This window comes from Streptomyces malachitofuscus (assembly GCF_055571035.1).
Window position 1 is genome coordinate 226,457 of sequence record NZ_JBVIGA010000004.1, and the last position, 15,874, is coordinate 242,330.

General features: G+C 69.9%; 16 protein-coding genes and 1 pseudogene. 2 read left to right on the plus strand and 15 right to left on the minus strand.

The features are described from left to right. Nucleotides 1-291 precede the first annotated feature (291 nt). The 8 genes from ACZ44S_RS07740 to ACZ44S_RS07775 form a co-directional block, all read right to left on the minus strand. Nucleotides 292-486 carry a hypothetical protein gene (locus tag ACZ44S_RS07740; RefSeq protein ID WP_190166313.1) on the minus strand — a complete coding sequence of 65 codons (195 nt, stop codon included), beginning with the start codon at nucleotides 484-486 and terminating at the stop codon, nucleotides 292-294. A gap of 9 nt (nucleotides 487-495) precedes the next feature. Further along, the gene (locus ACZ44S_RS07745) at nucleotides 496-756 is read right to left on the minus strand and encodes a hypothetical protein (protein WP_006132302.1); all 261 of its coding nucleotides are present in this window, start codon (nucleotides 754-756) and stop codon (nucleotides 496-498) included. A gap of 25 nt (nucleotides 757-781) precedes the next feature. After that, on the minus strand, nucleotides 782-1,804 hold the full coding sequence (locus ACZ44S_RS07750) for a helix-turn-helix transcriptional regulator (RefSeq protein WP_466925613.1): 1,023 nt from the start codon (nucleotides 1,802-1,804) through the stop codon (nucleotides 782-784). A 17-nt stretch (nucleotides 1,805-1,821) separates the two neighbouring features. Then, nucleotides 1,822-2,775, minus strand: a complete 954-nt coding sequence (locus ACZ44S_RS07755; RefSeq protein WP_190166310.1) for a helix-turn-helix transcriptional regulator — start codon at nucleotides 2,773-2,775, stop codon at nucleotides 1,822-1,824. Nucleotides 2,776-2,898: 123 nt separating this feature from the next. Then, nucleotides 2,899-3,270: an FKBP-type peptidyl-prolyl cis-trans isomerase gene (locus ACZ44S_RS07760; protein WP_030835713.1), complete on the minus strand. Its 372-nt coding sequence runs from the start codon at nucleotides 3,268-3,270 to the stop codon at nucleotides 2,899-2,901. Nucleotides 3,271-3,331: 61 nt separating this feature from the next. Continuing rightward, the gene (locus ACZ44S_RS07765) at nucleotides 3,332-4,333 is read right to left on the minus strand and encodes an FKBP-type peptidyl-prolyl cis-trans isomerase (protein WP_466925616.1); all 1,002 of its coding nucleotides are present in this window, start codon (nucleotides 4,331-4,333) and stop codon (nucleotides 3,332-3,334) included. Nucleotides 4,334-4,470: 137 nt separating this feature from the next. Further along, nucleotides 4,471-5,832, minus strand: coding sequence for a Pup--protein ligase (gene pafA, locus ACZ44S_RS07770; RefSeq protein WP_142196373.1), 1,362 nt, complete (start codon nucleotides 5,830-5,832; stop codon nucleotides 4,471-4,473). Nucleotides 5,833-5,841: 9 nt separating this feature from the next. Continuing rightward, entirely contained in the window at nucleotides 5,842-7,101 is a 1,260-nt protein-coding gene (locus ACZ44S_RS07775; protein ID WP_466925619.1) for an MFS transporter, read from the minus strand. A 94-nt stretch (nucleotides 7,102-7,195) separates the two neighbouring features. Here ACZ44S_RS07775 and ACZ44S_RS07780 point away from each other — a divergent pair, with 94 nt between their 5' ends. Further along, on the plus strand, nucleotides 7,196-8,209 hold the full coding sequence (locus ACZ44S_RS07780) for a LacI family DNA-binding transcriptional regulator (RefSeq protein ID WP_466925622.1): 1,014 nt from the start codon (nucleotides 7,196-7,198) through the stop codon (nucleotides 8,207-8,209). 396 nt (nucleotides 8,210-8,605) lie between these two features. On the opposite strand, the gene prcA is transcribed toward ACZ44S_RS07780, so the two are convergent. From prcA to arc, 6 genes and pseudogenes are all read right to left on the minus strand, one after another. Next, entirely contained in the window at nucleotides 8,606-9,376 is a 771-nt protein-coding gene (gene prcA / locus ACZ44S_RS07785; protein ID WP_466925625.1) for a proteasome subunit alpha, read from the minus strand. A gap of 73 nt (nucleotides 9,377-9,449) precedes the next feature. Continuing rightward, nucleotides 9,450-10,295 (minus strand): proteasome subunit beta, encoded by an 846-nt coding sequence (prcB, locus tag ACZ44S_RS07790; RefSeq protein ID WP_190166305.1) that lies wholly within the window; start codon nucleotides 10,293-10,295, stop codon nucleotides 9,450-9,452. Beyond that, nucleotides 10,247-10,426, minus strand: a pseudogene (locus tag ACZ44S_RS07795) (endonuclease domain-containing protein); the annotation flags it as partial. The gene prcB and the pseudogene ACZ44S_RS07795, both read right to left, overlap by 49 nt. Before the next feature lie 180 nt (nucleotides 10,427-10,606). After that, a complete protein-coding gene (locus tag ACZ44S_RS07800; protein WP_037932349.1) occupies nucleotides 10,607-10,825 on the minus strand; it encodes a ubiquitin-like protein Pup in 219 nt (72 codons plus the stop codon). A gap of 178 nt (nucleotides 10,826-11,003) precedes the next feature. Continuing rightward, a complete protein-coding gene (dop, locus tag ACZ44S_RS07805; RefSeq protein ID WP_466925628.1) occupies nucleotides 11,004-12,515 on the minus strand; it encodes a depupylase/deamidase Dop in 1,512 nt (503 codons plus the stop codon). 233 nt (nucleotides 12,516-12,748) lie between these two features. Further along, nucleotides 12,749-14,515, minus strand: coding sequence for a proteasome ATPase (gene arc, locus ACZ44S_RS07810; protein ID WP_466925631.1), 1,767 nt, complete (start codon nucleotides 14,513-14,515; stop codon nucleotides 12,749-12,751). Between the two features lie 245 nt (nucleotides 14,516-14,760). Here arc and ACZ44S_RS07815 point away from each other — a divergent pair, with 245 nt between their 5' ends. Beyond that, complete coding sequence (locus tag ACZ44S_RS07815; protein ID WP_466925633.1) at nucleotides 14,761-15,066, plus strand: ferredoxin; 306 nt, start codon at nucleotides 14,761-14,763, stop codon at nucleotides 15,064-15,066. A gap of 80 nt (nucleotides 15,067-15,146) precedes the next feature. Here the strand turns inward: ACZ44S_RS07815 and ACZ44S_RS07820 are convergent, their stop codons facing one another. Continuing rightward, the gene (locus tag ACZ44S_RS07820) at nucleotides 15,147-15,725 is read right to left on the minus strand and encodes a hypothetical protein (protein ID WP_466925636.1); all 579 of its coding nucleotides are present in this window, start codon (nucleotides 15,723-15,725) and stop codon (nucleotides 15,147-15,149) included. Nucleotides 15,726-15,874 lie beyond the last annotated feature (149 nt).

Genomic DNA, 15,874 nt, shown 5'->3' on the forward strand with positions numbered 1-15,874 from the left:
TAACCCTCAGGGGTAAACGTCCGGCAATCCCCGCGCGTACTCCCGTCTGCGGCCCGTGCCTCGTTCTCCGAACCGCGACCAGCAGCGTACCTGCCGCCCCCCACACGGTGACAGAGCACGCCCCTCGCCAACCACGAGCACCACCACCGCATCCGCGGGCAGTCCTGCCGCTGGGGCGGCACGGGTGGGCGGTGGGGGTACCTCCCGCTCGAGCGAAGTCGCGAGTGGGGGGAGGCACCCCGCAAGCACCCCGCCCCGGCACCGGTCACACCGAAAAACCGCGGCAGCCGCTCAGAGCGCTTCCGCGGACCTCGCCGCCCCACTGGCCGCCCGCTCCAGCTCCTCCGCCGCCCGCCCGATCCGGCGAGCCGACTCAGTGACCTGCCTACCGAGCCGCTCCGCCTCGACGAAGACCCGGACGGCGAGCACCCCGAGCACCACAAGACCCAGGAACCCCACGGCAACCGCGAACATCGGCCAGAACATAGGGCGAGCCTAGACCGTCGAGTGCAGCCGCAGTGTCCGGACCCCACCGCCGGTCAGCAGCTCCACGATCCGCTCCCCCGCCGGCTTGCGGACGGCAGCCCCGCACCGGGGGCAGGTGAAGGAGTAGAACGTGGTCCGGCTGCTGGCCCCGATGGCCAGCCGCAACGCGCTCGCGGCGAGCTCGAAGCGCTCCCGGCAGTCCGGACAGCCCGCCCGGAACATCACCGGGGCGACGCTTCTCATCCCGGCGAACGCGGACGCCGCCGTCATGCCCCGCGCTCCGGGGTTCGCCGACTCACTCAAAGCCCTCGCTCCTGCCTGTCGTCCCGGCCGCCTCGACCCCGTCGTACGCCGCCAGTGCCTCGCGGGCCGCCTGACGGGCGCTGCCGGCCAGCTCGGGCGGCTCGACTATGCGGCCGTCGCGGCCGAGCCGCAGCGCCAGCCGTCTGAGCGAGGCGGGATCGGGCGTGCGCAGAGTGATACGCAGTCCGCCGTCGGGAAGCTCATCCGCGCTGTCGTGCGGGTAGTACTCGGCAACCCAGCGCCCGCCCGGCGCGACCTCGACCACCACCTCCGGGTCCTCGGCGGCGGGCTGCACCAGTCCTTCCGACAGGTCCCGCAGCTCGACCTCGGGCGGCGCGGACGGCTCGTCGAGGATCCGGATCTCGGCGACCCGGTCGAGCCGGAAGGTGCGGCGCGCCTCGGAGCGGCGGCACCACGCCTCGACATAGGTGTGACCGACGCTGACCAGGCGGATCGGGTCGATCTCCCGCTCGGTGACCTCGTCGCGCGCGGGCGAGTAGTAGCGGATCCACAGTCTGCGGCGCTCGGCGATGGCCCGGTCGACGTCCGCGAACACGCCGCCCTCGGACTCGAAGGTCACCGAGAGACGGGAGCTGGCGCCCGCCACCTCACCGGCCGCGGTCTCCACCTTGGCGGTGGCGCGCAGCAGCGCCTGCCGGTCGCTCTCGCGCAGTCCGGGCAGCGTGGCCACCGCGCGGGCGGCGACCAGCAGGGCGGTGGCCTCGTCGGCGGCCAGCCGCAGCGGCTCGGCGGCGTCCGCGCCGAGGGCGGCCGGGTTGTGCCACCAGATGCGCTCGCCGTCGGTGTCGATGTCCAGCAGGTCACCGCCGCGGAAGCTGGTGCCGCACATGGGCAGCACATCGAGGTCGGAGACCAGCTCGTCCTCGGTGATGCCGAAGGCCCGCGCCACGTCCTCGACCCGGGCTCCGGGGCGTTCCCGCAGATACGTCACCAAGGAGAGCATCCGCCGGGTCTGGTCGATGGCGTTCACGGGCCTGACCGGTTTGCCTGCCACGTCTTGTCCGCTCCCCCTCAGCCCTTGGCCACGGCACGCAGCCGGTCCACCACGTCGGCCCGCAGCTCCGCGGGCTCCAGGACCACCACATCGGGCCCGAACTCCACCAGCCAGGCATCCAGGCCGTGGCCGTACGGAATCTCCAACTCGTCCCAGCCGTCACCGAGTTCCCGGACCGAGGTGGCCTTCGCCCGAAGGGGGTAACCGGCGTCGGAGCGCAGCCGGATGCGCGCCGAGCGGTCGGCGGTCTCCCCGGCCCAGCTCGCCACGGTCTCCCGCACGGTGACGACGTCCGGCACCGGGACGGTGAACCGGCCGCTGCGCGAGCGCACCTTGCCGGTGATCCGGGAGAGCCGGAAGACCCGCTCGGCGCCCCGGTCGCGGTCCCAGCCGGCCAGGTACCAGTGCCCGCGCCAGCACTCCAGCGCCCACGGTTCGACGTGGCGCTGCTCGGGCTGGGCGGCGTTGGCCTTGCGGTAGTCGAAGACGACAGCCCGACGGTCACGGCAGGCCAGCATCAGCGGCTCGAACGCCGCCTCGTGCACGGGGATGCGCGGTTCCAGGGCCCCGTGGGCGCCGTACGGGTCGACGTCCTCCGGGAGGCCCGCCGCGCGCAGCTTCTGCAGGGCGCCGCTGGCGGCTCCGGCGAGCCGGGCCTGTTGCCACACCTTGGCGGCGAGTCCGAGGGCGGCGGCCTCCTCGGCGTCGAGGGTGATGGGCGGCAGCCGGTTGCTGTCGCGGCGGGCGAGATAGCCGGTCTCCCCGTCGAGGTTCTCGACGGTCTCGATGACCAGTCCGAGTTCGCGCAGATCGTCCTTGTCGCGCTCGAACATCCGGTTGAAGGAGTCGTCGGACCCGGCTTCGAGATAGGCCTCGATGGACTCCCTCAGCTCGCGCTTGCTGAGCGGCCGCCGGGTCCCGAGCAGACACAGCGCCAGATTCATCAGCCGCTCGGCCTTGGCAATCGCCATCGACGCGTTTCGCCTCCCTATGGTGCTTACGACCGATGACCGTACCGTCCCGAGGTGGCGGGGTAAAAGCCGAGGGCCCATGCCCGGACAGGCATGGGCCCTTGACGATCGACTCCGGTCGGATCAGACGCCGAGCAGGTCGACCACGAAGATCAGGGTCTCACCGGGCTTGATCGCCGGGGTGGGGCTCTGGTTGCCGTAGGCGAGGTGGGCGGGGATGGTCAGCTGACGACGCCCGCCGACCTTCATGCCCTGCACGCCCTGGTCCCAGCCCTTGATGACCCGGCCGCCGCCCAGCGGGAAGCGGAAGGGGGTGCCGCGGTTCCAGCTGGCGTCGAACTCCTCGCCCGTGCTGAAGGCCACGCCGACGTAGTGAACGGTGACGGTCTGGCCGGCCTGCGCCACCTCGCCGTCGCCCTCCCAGATGTCCTTGATCTCGAGGTCCGCCGGGGGCTCGCCGCCCGGGAAGTCGATCTCGGGCTTGTCGATGCTCACGTCTAAAGCTCCTGCTTGTCTGCGGAAAGGCGAACACGCACAGTCTTACATCCTTACGACGTCACAGCTTCGCGAGGATGTCGACCGAGAAGACCAGCGTGGAGTCCTTCTTGATGTCGCTCCCCTGCGGCGGGTTGTCGCCGTAGCCCAGCTCCGGGGGGATGACGATCAGGACCCGGCTGCCGACCTTCTTGCCGGTGAGCCCCTGCGCCCAGCCCTTGACGACCTGCTGGAGCGAGAACGACGTCAGCTGCCCCCGGCCATAGGTGGAGTCGAACTCCTTGCCGCCGTCCCACAGCACGCCCTTGTACTGGACGAGGACGCTGTTGTCGGCGCCGACCTCCTCGCCGTCGCCCTCCAGGATGTAGCTCGACACGAGCTTCTTCGGCGGGTCGGTGTCGGGCACCTCGATGGAGGGCGCCTTGCCGTCGGTGTTGGTGCCGACCTTGGGCAGGTCCTTGTTGTCCTGGGCCACCTCACTGCCCTTGGCGGAGCTCTTGGCGTTGAACGTGTCCTGCACGTCGACCACGAACACCAGGGTGTCGGTGCCCTTGATACCCGCCTGCTCGTTGCCCTGCTCGCCGTAGCCCCAGGTCGGCGGTACGGCCATCTGGACGCGGCTGCCGGTCTTCTTGCCGGTGAGCGCGTAGCGCCAGCCGTCGATGATGGTGCCCTGGGCGAGCTGGATGGCCAGCGGGGTCTTGCGGTCGTAGGAGTTGTCGAACACCTTGGCGGTGCTCCACACCTGGCCCAGGTAGTTGGCGACGATGAAGTCGTTCTCGGCGACCGTCCTGCCGCCGCCCGCGATGACCGTCTTGACCGCGAGGTCCTTGGACGGGTCACCGGTGCCCTTGGCGACCGTCGGCTTCTCACCGAACTTCGTGCCCGCCGTGATGGCCGGCAGCGGTCCGTCGACGATCTTCGGCGACGGCGCGGCGGACGTCTCCGGCGCCGACGGCGACGCGCTGTCGCTGGCCTTGTCCGAGTCGGACCCGTCGTCGCCGCACGCGGCGAGGGTGGCCAGTCCAGCAGGAACGGCAATGAGAAGTGAGCGTCGGCGCACGGTGGGGGCCTCGTAATCATCGATCTTGTGGATGGCGTCCGCGCAACTCTACGGCGTGAGAAGGGCGCCGCACTGTGTAACGTGCGGCGCCCGTGTGACGTTCCGGGGATTCCGGGGTCCCTGACGGAACGCGTGTCTCACATTCCGGCGATCAGCTTCTCCACCCGCTCGTCGACCGAACGGAACGGGTCCTTGCACAACACGGTGCGCTGGGCCTGGTCGTTGAGCTTGAGGTGCACCCAGTCGACGGTGAAGTCGCGGCGCTGCTCCTGGGCGCGCCGGATGAAGTCGCCCCGCAGTCGGGCGCGAGTGGTCTGCGGCGGTACGGACTTGCCCTCGAAGATCTTCAAATCATTGCAGATCCGGGCGGCTTGTCCCTTCTTCTCCAGCAGGTAGTAAAGACCTCGCCGACGGTGGATGTCGTGGTAGGCGAGGTCTATCTGCGCGACCCGGGGGTGCGACATGGTCATGTTGTGCTTGGCCCGGTACCGCTCGAGGAGCTTGTACTTCATGACCCAGTCGATCTCGGTGCCGATGCGGTCGAGGTCCTCGGACTCGATCGCGTCCAGCGTACGGCCCCACAGCTCGAGCACCTGCTCGACGGTGCCGGTGCGGATGCCGCGGCGCTCGCAGAAGTCCAGCGCCTTCTCGTAGTACTCGCGCTGCACCTCCAGCGCGGATGCCTCCCGGCCGCTGGCCAGACGCACCTTCCTGCGCCCGGTGATGTCGTGGCTGACCTCGCGGATCGCCCGGATGGGGTTCTCCAGGGTGAGGTCACGCATCACGGTGCCCGCCTCGATCATGCGCAGCACCAGGTCGGTGGCGCCGACCTTGAGCAGCATGGTCGTCTCGGACATGTTCGAGTCGCCCACGATGACGTGCAGGCGGCGGTAGCGCTCGGCGTCCGCGTGCGGCTCGTCACGCGTGTTGATGATCGGCCGGGACCGGGTCGTCGCCGAGGAGACGCCCTCCCAGATGTGCTCGGCGCGCTGGCTGACGCAGTAGACGGCGCCGCGCGGCGTCTGGAGCACCTTGCCCGCGCCGCACAGCAGCTGCCTGGTCACCAGGAACGGGATGAGGATGTCCGCGAGCCGCGAGAACTCCCCGTGCCGGGCCACGAGGTAATTCTCGTGGCAGCCGTAGGAGTTGCCGGCGGAGTCGGTGTTGTTCTTGAAGAGGTAGACGTCGCCCGCGATTCCCTCCTCGTGCAGGCGTCGTTCGGCGTCCACCAGGAGTCCTTCGAGAATGCGCTCGCCGGCCTTGTCGTGGGTGACCAGTTCGGTCACGTTGTCACATTCCGGTGTTGCGTATTCGGGATGTGACCCCACGTCGAGATAGAGGCGGGCGCCGTTCCGCAGAAAGACATTGCTGCTTCGGCCCCATGACACGACACGGCGGAAGAGGTACCGCGCCACCTCGTCAGGCGACAGGCGGCGCTGTCCCCTGAACGTGCACGTGACGCCGTACTCGTTCTCCAGCCCGAAAATGCGGCGGTCCATGAGGGAACATTACGCCCGATCCCCCGAGCTGAAACGAGGTTCGAGGGCACGGTTCGGATCATTTTCGGAACGAGCCGCAACCACCGCCCTCCCGGCGGGAGCTGCCATTACCCGACTCGTGGCGATCAAAACCACCAGGGACACGCCACCCGCGGCACCGGGCACGGCGAAGCCCCACAGTGCCCCGCCCGTCTCGACCACCGGACCGGTGAGGCCCGTGCCGACCGACGCGCCGACGGTGAAGGTCGTCACCAGCCAGGAGAAGGCCTCCGTGACGGTCCCGCGCGGCGCGTGCCGGTCGACGAGCACGAACGCGCAGGCGATCGCCGGCGCCAGGAAGAGCCCGGCGACGACGGTGAGCAGCGTCATGGCCGGCGGACCGGGCATCAGCATCAGCGGCAGGTAGCACAGCGCCAGAAGGGCCACGATCACCTGCAGCCGCCGCGCGGGCTCGCCGGCCCACTGCCGCGCCCCGTACGCCACACCGCCGATCAGGGCGCCCAGCCCGATGCCCGCCATCAGCCAGCCGTACACGTGGTCGCCGCCGTGCTCGTCCGCGTACGTCATGGCCGCCACGGTGATGGACCCCAGCGCCATGCCCACCGCCAGAAAGGCGCCCAGCAGTGCGAGGAGCCCCGGCGAGCGCAGGGCACCCAGCCAGTGGGCCTCGCGGGGCGCCGACCGCCAGGCGCGCGAGGGCGGCGAGAGAACGACGGAGAGCGCACCGAGCACCCCGATGGCGTTCAGCACGAGCAGCGCGGCCTGGGCGGACCACAGCGAGGCGCACACCGTCACCAGCAGCGGTCCGACGGTGAACATCACCTCCTGGGCCACGGCGTCCATGGCGTAGGCCCGGTGGACGTGGTCCTCCTTGGGCAGTACGGAGGCCCACAGCGCCCGCAGCCCGCCCTCCAGCGGCGGTGTGAAGAGGCCCCCCGCGGCGACGGCTCCGTAGGCCACCGCCGGCGGCTCGGTTCCCACGAAGGCGAACAGTGCCATCGCCAGCGCGGAGAGCACGGCGGCGGGCAGCTGCACCCGCGGCTGCCCGCGCAAATCCACCAGCCGTCCCAGCACGGGCTGTCCGACGGCGTTGGCGACGCCGTACACGGCCGCCAGGGCACCGGCGAGGCTGTACGTGCCGCCCTCGGCGCGCACGAACAGAACGATCGCGATAGCGGCGGTCGCGTTGGGCAGCCGCCCCACGAGGGTGCCGACCAGCAGCCGGGAGGCGTGCCGTGCCCGGAGGATCTCCAGGTATCCCGTGGCCATGCCGGCTCCTCCGCTGGAAGTTTTACGTATAACTACGGCTTCCATACGTACCATGTCGGCTGTCCACCAGTCCAGACGAAGGAGCGGCCCGACGATGCCCCGAGCCGGCACCCGCCCCACGAGCCGGGACGTCGCCCGGGCCGCCGGCGTCTCCCAGGCCGCGGTCTCCCTGGTCCTCGGCGACAAGTGGCGCGGCCGGGTCTCCGAAGCCACGGCGGAGCGCGTCCGCGAGGCCGCGCGCACCCTGGGCTACCGCCCGAACCTGGCCGCCCGCAATCTCCGCCTGGGCCGCACCCGTACGGTCCTCCTGGTCGTCCCCGCCCTCACGACGGAGTTCTTCGCGGGCGTCTACACCGGGGCCGCCCGAGTGGCCGCCCAGCACGGCTTCGGCGTGGTCCTCTATCCGTCCCCCGAGGGCATCGGCCCCGCCCGCGACCCCTTCGCGTCCGCCCAGTCGGCCCTGGACGGCGTGATCGCCTCCTCCATGGCCGCGGAGGCCCTCACCGCGATCCGCGGCGACCAGCTCCCGCTGGTGATGCTGGACAGCGACCCCGGGGGCAGCGTGGGCGCGGCGACGGTCAACCTCGACATCGCGGACGGTGTCCGGCAGGTCACGGACCACCTGCTCGGCCTGGGCCACCGCCGCTTCCTGCACCTGGCGGCGGACGTGGCGTCCTGGACGTTCGAGGTGCGCGCACGGGAGCTGGCGGCGCGGCTGCGGGCGGTGCCGGGCGCGTCGTTGCGCACGGCGCGGGCGCCGATCTCCATCCGGGGGGCGGAGGCCTCCGCGGAGGCGGCGCTGTCGTTGACGCCGGACCGGGCGACCGCGGTCGTCTGCGACGACGACCAGCTGGCGGCGGGCGTGTACAAGGCGGCACGGCGGCTGGGGCTGCGGGTGCCGGAGGAACTGTCCGTCACCGGGATCGACGATCTGGCGCTGGCGACGGCGATCGATCCGGAGCTGACGACTGTGCGGCTGGATGCGGAGCTGTTCGGGGAGCGGGGGATGGGGGCGTTGCTGGCCGTGCTGGAGGGGCGTGATCCCTCGGCCAGCGACATCCCGGTCGACCTGGTCGTACGCGGCTCAACAGCGAGGGCACCAGGCTGAAGCGGCGGCCCCACGCGCCCCCGGCACCTGAACGCCGGCCCCCGTGGGCCCCGGCCCCCCCCGGGGGGTGTTTACGCAGCCCGGCGCCGGCGGGGTGCCTCCCCCACCGCCCACCCGTGCCGCCCCAGCGGCTCGACTGCCCGCGGAAGGCGGGAGCGGCGGTGCGGGGGCGGCAGGGGACCGCCTGCGGCGGGGAGGGGACGGGGTGGGGGTGTCCGCCCGCAGTGGCTGGCGCGTCCGCACCCCGCACCCCACCAACAAGCCCCATCGCGCCAGTCCGAGGACGGACACCCCCACCCCGGCCCCGCACCACCCACCCACCGCGGGCGCTACGCGCACCCCCACCCCACCCGCACCTGCGCCGCAGGCGTAGGACGCGCACCCCCACCGCAGGTGTTACTCGACGTCTCCGCCGGAGTCCGTGTCGGCCTCCGTGTCGGTCTCCGCCTCGGAGGCCGTCTCCGCGCCGCCCGCCTCCAGCAGACGCGCCAGCTGCCGCCCGCCAATCCGCTTGAACTTCCGCTTCTGCGGCCGCGTCCGGTCCAGCACCGCCACCTCCAGCCGCTCCGCGGGAATCTCCCGCTCACTGCCGTTGGTGTCCCGCGACAGCGACTGCACCGCCAGCTTCAGCGCCTCCGCCAGCGTCATCCCGTCCCGGTGCCGCTGATCGAGGTACCCGCTGATCTGCTCCGCGTTGCCGCCCACGGCCACCGAGCCGTGCTCGTCCACGATGGACCCGTCGTGCGGCAGCCGGTAGATCTGGTCCTGCTCCGGGGTCTCCCCGACCTCGGCGACGACCAGCTCCACCTCGTAGGGCTTCTCCCCCACACTCGAGAAGATCGTCCCCAGCGTCTGCGCGTACACGTTCGCCAGACCCCGGGCCGTCACATCGTCCCGGTCGTAGGTGTAGCCCCGCAGATCGGCGTACCGCACGCCCCCGATCCGCAGATTCTCGTACTCGTTGTACTTACCGGCCGCGGCGAACCCGATCCGGTCGTAGATCTCGCTGAACTTGTGCAGCGCACGGGACGGGTTCTCGCCGACGAACACGATCCCGTCGGCGTACTGCAGCACAACAAGGCTGCGACCACGGGCGATGCCTTTCCGGGCGTACTCCGCCCGGTCCGCCATCGCCTGCTGGGGTGAGACATAGAACGGCGTCGACACCGGTTATCCGTCCCTTTCTGTCGAAGTCACTGGACCACCCTGAACAACCAAACCGCAACCGCTCGCGCCGCTCCTACAGCAGCGAGGCCCGCGGACCGTCCGGCTGCTCCAGCCGCCGCTCCAGCACCGACCGGGCGATGTCGGACGCCTCGTCCTCGGTGAGCCGGCGGAAGCCGTCCTCGGTGATCACGGTGACGATCGGATAGATCCGGCGGGCGACATCGGGACCACCGGTCGCCGAGTCGTCGTCTGCCGCGTCGTACAGCGCCTGCACCACCAGCGTGGTGGCCTCGGCCTCACTCAGGTCGTCCCGGAACAGCTTCTTCATCGCACCGCGCGCGAAGACGGAGCCGGAACCGGTGGCGGCGTATCCCTGCTCCTCGGAACGCCCGCCCGTGACGTCGTAGGAGAAGATCCGCCCCTTCTCCCGGTCCACGTCGAACCCCGCGAACAGCGGCACCACGGCCAGGCCCTGCATGGCCATGCCCAGATTCGAACGGATCATCGTCGACAGCCGGTTCGCCTTGCCCTCCAGCGACAGCTGCGCGCCCTCGACCTTCTCGAAGTGCTCCAGCTCCAGCTGGAACAGCTTCACCATCTCCACGGCCAGCCCCGCCGTACCGGCGATGCCCACCGCGGAGTACTCATCTGCGGGGAACACCTTCTCGATGTCCCGCTGCGCGATGACGTTCCCCATCGTGGCCCGCCGGTCACCGGCGAGCACGACGCCGCCCGGGAAGGTCACGGCCACGATGGTGGTCCCGTGCGGCGCTTCGATCACGCCTTTCACGGGCGGCAACGACCTCTTGCCCGGCAGCAGTTCCGGCTGGTGCTCGGAGAGAAAGTCCATGAACGAGGAAGACCCTGGCGTCAGGAAGGCAGCCGGCAGACGCCCGGTGCTACGAGTGTTGGCTTCCACGAAGTTCCTTCCAGGTAGGCAGCTGCCCGACGAACAGCGTCGGGATCATCTCCCAACTTGCCGATGGCCGAATTGCAGTTGAAGCACGGTACGCCACGGACCCTACCCGTCCCACGGCAATGATCCACATATTCGACGAAGCCTTTCGGGCTGCTCCCGCAGCACGAACGGCGGCTCCCACAGCGCGAACGCTGCCCGCGGCCGGCCCATCCCGGTCCGCGGACAGCGCCCCACGCCACTGTGGGTTCTCACCCCGAATGTCACCCGGGCTCTCGCCCGGAACGCCACCGGATCCTTCGATGATCCGAAGGCTACTGGCCACCCTTTTGAACGAAGGACCTCACGAAGTCCTCGGCGTTGGCCTCGAGGACGTCGTCGATCTCGTCCAGGACGTCGTCCACGTCCTCGCTCAGCTTTTCCTGCCGCTCCTTGAGGTCCTCCGAAGCCTGCGTCTCCGCCGCCTGCTCCTCGACCTCCTCGGTGGACCGGGTGGCCTTCTGCTGTCCGCCGCCGGTGTCCTTGGTCGCCATCACCCTCACCCCGCTCGGTTCGCCCGACACACTTGCTCGGTCAAGATCAGACCCTACAAGCCGGGTCCGACAATGCCCCCGCAGTTGCTCCAACGTACGGGGACCACCTCGATGATTCCCGGACCCGGCGTTTTCCACCCTGTCCGGCCGGCCCTTCCCGGGGTACCCCGATACCCGCTCAGTTCCCCGACAACACCCTGACCAGGTCCTCTGCCGTGCGGCAGCGGTCGAGGAGCTCCTTGACGTGATTACGCGTTCCGCGAAGCGGTTCCAGGGTTGGGACCCGCTGGAGCGAGTCCCGGCCCGGCAGATCGAAGATCACCGAGTCCCAGGAGGCCGCCGCGACATCGTCCGCGTACTGCTCCAGGCACCGCCCGCGGAAGTACGCACGGGTGTCCTCAGGAGGCGCCGTGCGGGCCCGCTCGACCTCGCCCTCGTCCAGCAGCCGCTTCATGCGCCCGCGGGCCACCAGACGGTTGTACAGGCCCTTCTCGGGGCGCACGTCGGCGTACTGCAGGTCCACCAGGTGCAGCCGGGCGGCGTCCCAGTCCAGGCCGTCCCTGCGGCGGTAGCCCTCCATGAGCTCCCGCTTGGCGACCCAGTCCAGCTCTCCGGCCAGGCTCATCGGGTCGTTCTCCAGCCGGGTGACCGTGTCCTCCCAGCGGGCCAGCACGTCCTTGGTCTGGTCGTCGGCGTCCGCCCCGAACCGCTCCTCCACGTACTTGCGGGCCAGCTCGAAGTACTCCATCTGGAGCTGCACCGCGGTCAGCGTCCGCCCGCTGCGCAGCGTGACGAGCCGCTTCAGCGTGGGGTCGTGCGAGACCTGGTGCAGGGTCCGCACGGGCTGGTCGACCGCCAGGTCCACCGCGATGAAGCCGTCCTCGATCATGGACAGCACCAGAGCCGTCGTGCCCAGCTTCAGATACGTCGAGATCTCGGACAGGTTCGCGTCTCCGATGATCACATGCAGCCGCCGGTACTTCTCGGCGTCGGCGTGCGGCTCGTCGCGTGTGTTGATGATGGGCCGCTTCAGCGTCGTCTCCAGGCCCACCTCGACCTCGAAGTAGTCCGCGCGCTGGCTGATCTGGAACCCGTGCTCGTGGCCGTCCTGCCCGATGCCCACGCGGCCGGCGCCGGTGAAGACCTGGCGGGAGACGAAGAACGGCGTCAGGTGGCGCACGATGTCCGAGAAGGGGGTCTCCCGCTTCATCAGGTAGTTCTCGTGCGTCCCGTAGGAGGCGCCCTTGTTGTCGGTGTTGTTCTTGTAGAGGTGGATCGGCTGGGCGCCGGGAAGCTGGGCCGCCCGCTCCGCCGCCTCGGCCATGACCCGCTCCCCGGCCTTGTCCCAGAGGACGGCGTCGCGCGGGTTCGTGACCTCGGGCGCGCTGTACTCCGGATGGGCGTGGTCCACGTAGAGCCGCGCGCCGTTGGTCAGGATGACGTTGGCCAGGCCGATGTCCTCGTCGGTGAGCTGGCTGGCGTCGGCGGCCTCACGGGCGAGGTCGAAGCCTCGCGCGTCCCGCAGAGGATTCTCCTCCTCGAAGTCCCAGCGGGCCCGGCGGGCCCGGTGCATCGCCGCCGCGTAGGCGTTCACGATCTGGGACGAGGTGAGCATGGCATTGGCGTTGGGGTGGCCGGGGACGGAGATCCCGTACTCCGTCTCGATGCCCATTACTCGCCGTACGGTCATGCGGCCCTCCTTGCCCGGCGGCGTCCCCGGTCGGGGGCGCTGCTGTACCGCTGGCGCTCCGGTGCGTGTGCGGTGCCCGTCCCCGCACTGCGCGACTCGGCGGTACGGACGAGCCTAGAACGCCTTCGCCCTGGTGGGGAGATCATTTGCGTCATTGCTGTGCTCCAGCCGTGGCCCCGAAAAACAGTCGGCTGCGGGTACCCCGCTGAGGGCACCCGCAGCCGCCCTGGCTTTTACAGGTACTGACCGGTATTCGCCACGGTGTCGATGGAGCGTCCGGTGTCCGCGCCCTGCTTTCCGGTGATGAGCGTACGGATGTACACAATCCGCTCGCCCTTCTTTCCGGAGATACGGGCCCAGTCGTCCGGGTTGGTGGTGTTGGGCAGGTCCTCGTTCTCCTTGAACTCGTCCACGCAGGCCTGGAGCAGGTGCGAGACGCGGAGACCCTTCTGGTTCTTCTCCAGGAAGTCCTTGATCGCCATCTTCTTGGCGCGGCCCACGATGTTCTCGATCATGGCGCCGGAATTGAAGTCCTTGAAGTACAGGACTTCCTTGTCGCCGTTGGCGTAGGTGACTTCCAGGAAGCGGTTCTCCTCCGATTCGGCGTACATCTGTTCCACCGCGGTCTGGATCATGCTCTGGACCGTCATGGACTTGTCGCCGGCGTGCTCGGTGAGGTCGTCGCCGTGCAGCGGGAGACGTTCGGTGAGGTACTTGCCGAAGATGTCCTTGGCCGCTTCGGCGTCCGGGCGCTCGATCTTGATCTTCACGTCCAGACGGCCGGGCCGCAGGATGGCGGGGTCGATCATGTCCTCACGGTTGGAGGCGCCGATCACGACCACGTTCTGCAGGCCCTCCACGCCGTCGATCTCGGCGAGCAGCTGCGGGACGATGGTGTTCTCCACGTCCGAGCTGACGCCGGAGCCACGGGTGCGGAAGAGGGACTCCATCTCGTCGAAGAAGACGATGACGGGGGTGCCCTCGCTGGCCTTCTCCCGGGCCCGCTGGAAGACCAGGCGGATCTGCCGCTCGGTCTCGCCGACGTACTTGTTCAGCAGCTCGGGGCCCTTGATGTTGAGGAAGAAGCTCTTGCCGGCGGCCTGGCCGGTGACCTCGGCGACCTTCTTGGCCAGCGAGTTGGCGACGGCCTTGGCGATGAGCGTCTTGCCGCATCCGGGGGGCCCGTACAGCAGCACACCCTTGGGCGGCCGCAGTTCGTGCTCCTTGAACAGGTCCGGGTAGAGGTAGGGCAGCTCGACCGCGTCGCGGATGGCCTCGATCTGGTTGCCGAGGCCGCCGATCTGCTCGTATCCGATGTCGGGGACTTCCTCGAGGACGAGCTCCTCGACCTCGCTCTTCGGTACCACCTCGTAGACGTAGCCCGAGCGGGGCTCCATGAGCAGGGCGTCGCCGGGGCGGATGGTGACGTCCAGCAGCGGCTCGGCGAGCCGTACCACCCGCTCCTCGTCGGTGTGCCCGAGCACCAGGGCCCGCTCGCCGTCCTCGAGGATCTCCTTGAGGGTGACGATGTCGCCGACGCGCTCGAACTCCATGGCCTCGACCACGTTGAGCGCTTCGTTGAGCATCACTTCCTGGCCGCGCCTGAGCTCCTCGAGCTCGACGCCGGGGCTGACGTTCACCCGCAGCTTTCTGCCGCCGGTGAAGATGTCGGCCGTGCCGTCCTCGTTCGCCGTGAGGAAGACACCGAAGCCGGCCGGGGGCTGTGCGAGCCGGTCGACCTCTTCCTTGAGGGCCACGATCTGGTCACGGGCCTCACGGAGCGTGCCCGCGAGTCGTTCGTTCTGGGCGGACACGCCGGCCAGGTTGGTCTGCAGCTCGACGATCCGCTCTTCGAGAATCCTCGTGTGTCGCGGAGAGTCGGCGAGCTTGCGTCGCAGGACGGCGATCTCCTGCTCAAGGTAGGCGATCTGCCCGGCCGGGTCGTCGGACCCGCGTCCCGGGCGGATGCCGCGGTTCATGTCGTCGTCGTGGGCTGCCACGGTCCTCACCTCCTCCAAGGGGAGCTGGACGCTTCCAGACCCTACCTGGGCGGGTGTCGATTGAAACCCCTAGATCACAAAGACGGTCGGGGTGTGTCCGATCTTCACCCTTGCGCTCTCCCTCACGCCAGGGGAATACCCACCGAAGATGATTGGAACCCAGGCGAAGGTAGGGTCGAGGTGTTCAACACCCGTCGGAGCTGGCCGGATTCCCGCTCGGCCCGGCGCTGGAAACGGCAGGAGAGATGAGCGTGCAGCAGGATGCCGGAGTCGGCGGCGAGGCCCTGGAGGTCTGGATCGACCAGGACCTGTGTACCGGCGACGGCATCTGCGCCCAGTACGCGCCCGAGGTGTTCGAGCTGGACATCGACGGCCTGGCCTATGTGAAGAGCCCGCAGGACGAGTTGCTGCAGGACAGGGGCGCGACAACGCCTGTGCCGCTGCCGCTCCTCACGGATGTGATCGACTCCGCGAAGGAGTGCCCGGGCGAGTGCATCCACGTCCGCCGGGTGTCGGACGGGACCGAGGTCCACGGGCCGGACGCCGGGTGACCGTTATGGCACGGCGCGTCACGACTGTCTGATTTCTCACACTCCGGGGTCGCGCACCCCGACGCCCGCCCGCGCGCGGGTCACACGCTCCTGGCTCCGGACGGGGCGGACCGCACGAACGACCCGTCCGCCCACCGCCACTTGACGCTCTCGCGCACATCGGGACAGCAACTGGGCACGTCCTCGGACGAGTAGCCGAGGAGGGTGGCGGTGACCTCCCCGTCGCGTACGGCGAAGTCGTCGACGTTGGTGCGGTCCTGGGGGTCGGCGAGGGTGGCGACCACGCGCGGCGCGGTGCCGGCGGCGGCCCGGGTGATGACGTACACGCCGTCGGGCGGGGTGCCCATGGGGGCGTCGCAGTGCACCACCGCGACCGTCTCCGGCCGCCCGTCGCCGTCGAGGTCGCCGGATGCCTTCTTCTTCACCACCGTCTTCACCGGGCCGCAGTCGAGGGGGAACTCGACGGCCGCCGGGTCGGGCGGGGCGATGTGCGCGGGGGCGCTCTTCGTCTGCGGGTCCGGAGGCGGGGCCGCGGTCGCGGCGTCGGGCCCCAGGACGGAGGAGAGCGCCACGACACCGGCGAGGGCCGTGGCGGTGGCGACCCAGTGGATCGGGCGTGCGTGCGTGTGAGCGAGCTCCGGGACGGCGGATGGCTGCACGAGGAGTGTCTCCTGTGAGGGCTGTGCCGGTGGGGGTGGCCAGCATCGTGCCACACGTCACAGTTCGGGGGGAACGGCGGGGTGTGCGGTTTCGGTGGGGAGAACCGGAAGTCAACGCGAAAGCGCCGTGGCGCAGTTCCGAGCGGTTG

Coding starts and splice junctions, on each gene's coding strand:
- ACZ44S_RS07745 (WP_006132302.1), bottom strand. CDS start 756: ATGACGGCGGCGTCCGCGTTCGCCGGGATGAGAAGCGTCGCCCCGGTG.
- ACZ44S_RS07780 (WP_466925622.1), top strand. CDS start 7,196: ATGCCCCGAGCCGGCACCCGCCCCACGAGCCGGGACGTCGCCCGGGCC.
- pafA (WP_142196373.1), bottom strand. CDS start 5,832: ATGGACCGCCGCATTTTCGGGCTGGAGAACGAGTACGGCGTCACGTGC.
- dop (WP_466925628.1), bottom strand. CDS start 12,515: ATGACCGTACGGCGAGTAATGGGCATCGAGACGGAGTACGGGATCTCC.
- ACZ44S_RS07775 (WP_466925619.1), bottom strand. CDS start 7,101: ATGGCCACGGGATACCTGGAGATCCTCCGGGCACGGCACGCCTCCCGG.
- ACZ44S_RS07800 (WP_037932349.1), bottom strand. CDS start 10,825: ATGGCGACCAAGGACACCGGCGGCGGACAGCAGAAGGCCACCCGGTCC.
- ACZ44S_RS07755 (WP_190166310.1), bottom strand. CDS start 2,775: ATGGCGATTGCCAAGGCCGAGCGGCTGATGAATCTGGCGCTGTGTCTG.
- ACZ44S_RS07740 (WP_190166313.1), bottom strand. CDS start 486: ATGTTCTGGCCGATGTTCGCGGTTGCCGTGGGGTTCCTGGGTCTTGTG.
- ACZ44S_RS07815 (WP_466925633.1), top strand. CDS start 14,761: ATGAGCGTGCAGCAGGATGCCGGAGTCGGCGGCGAGGCCCTGGAGGTC.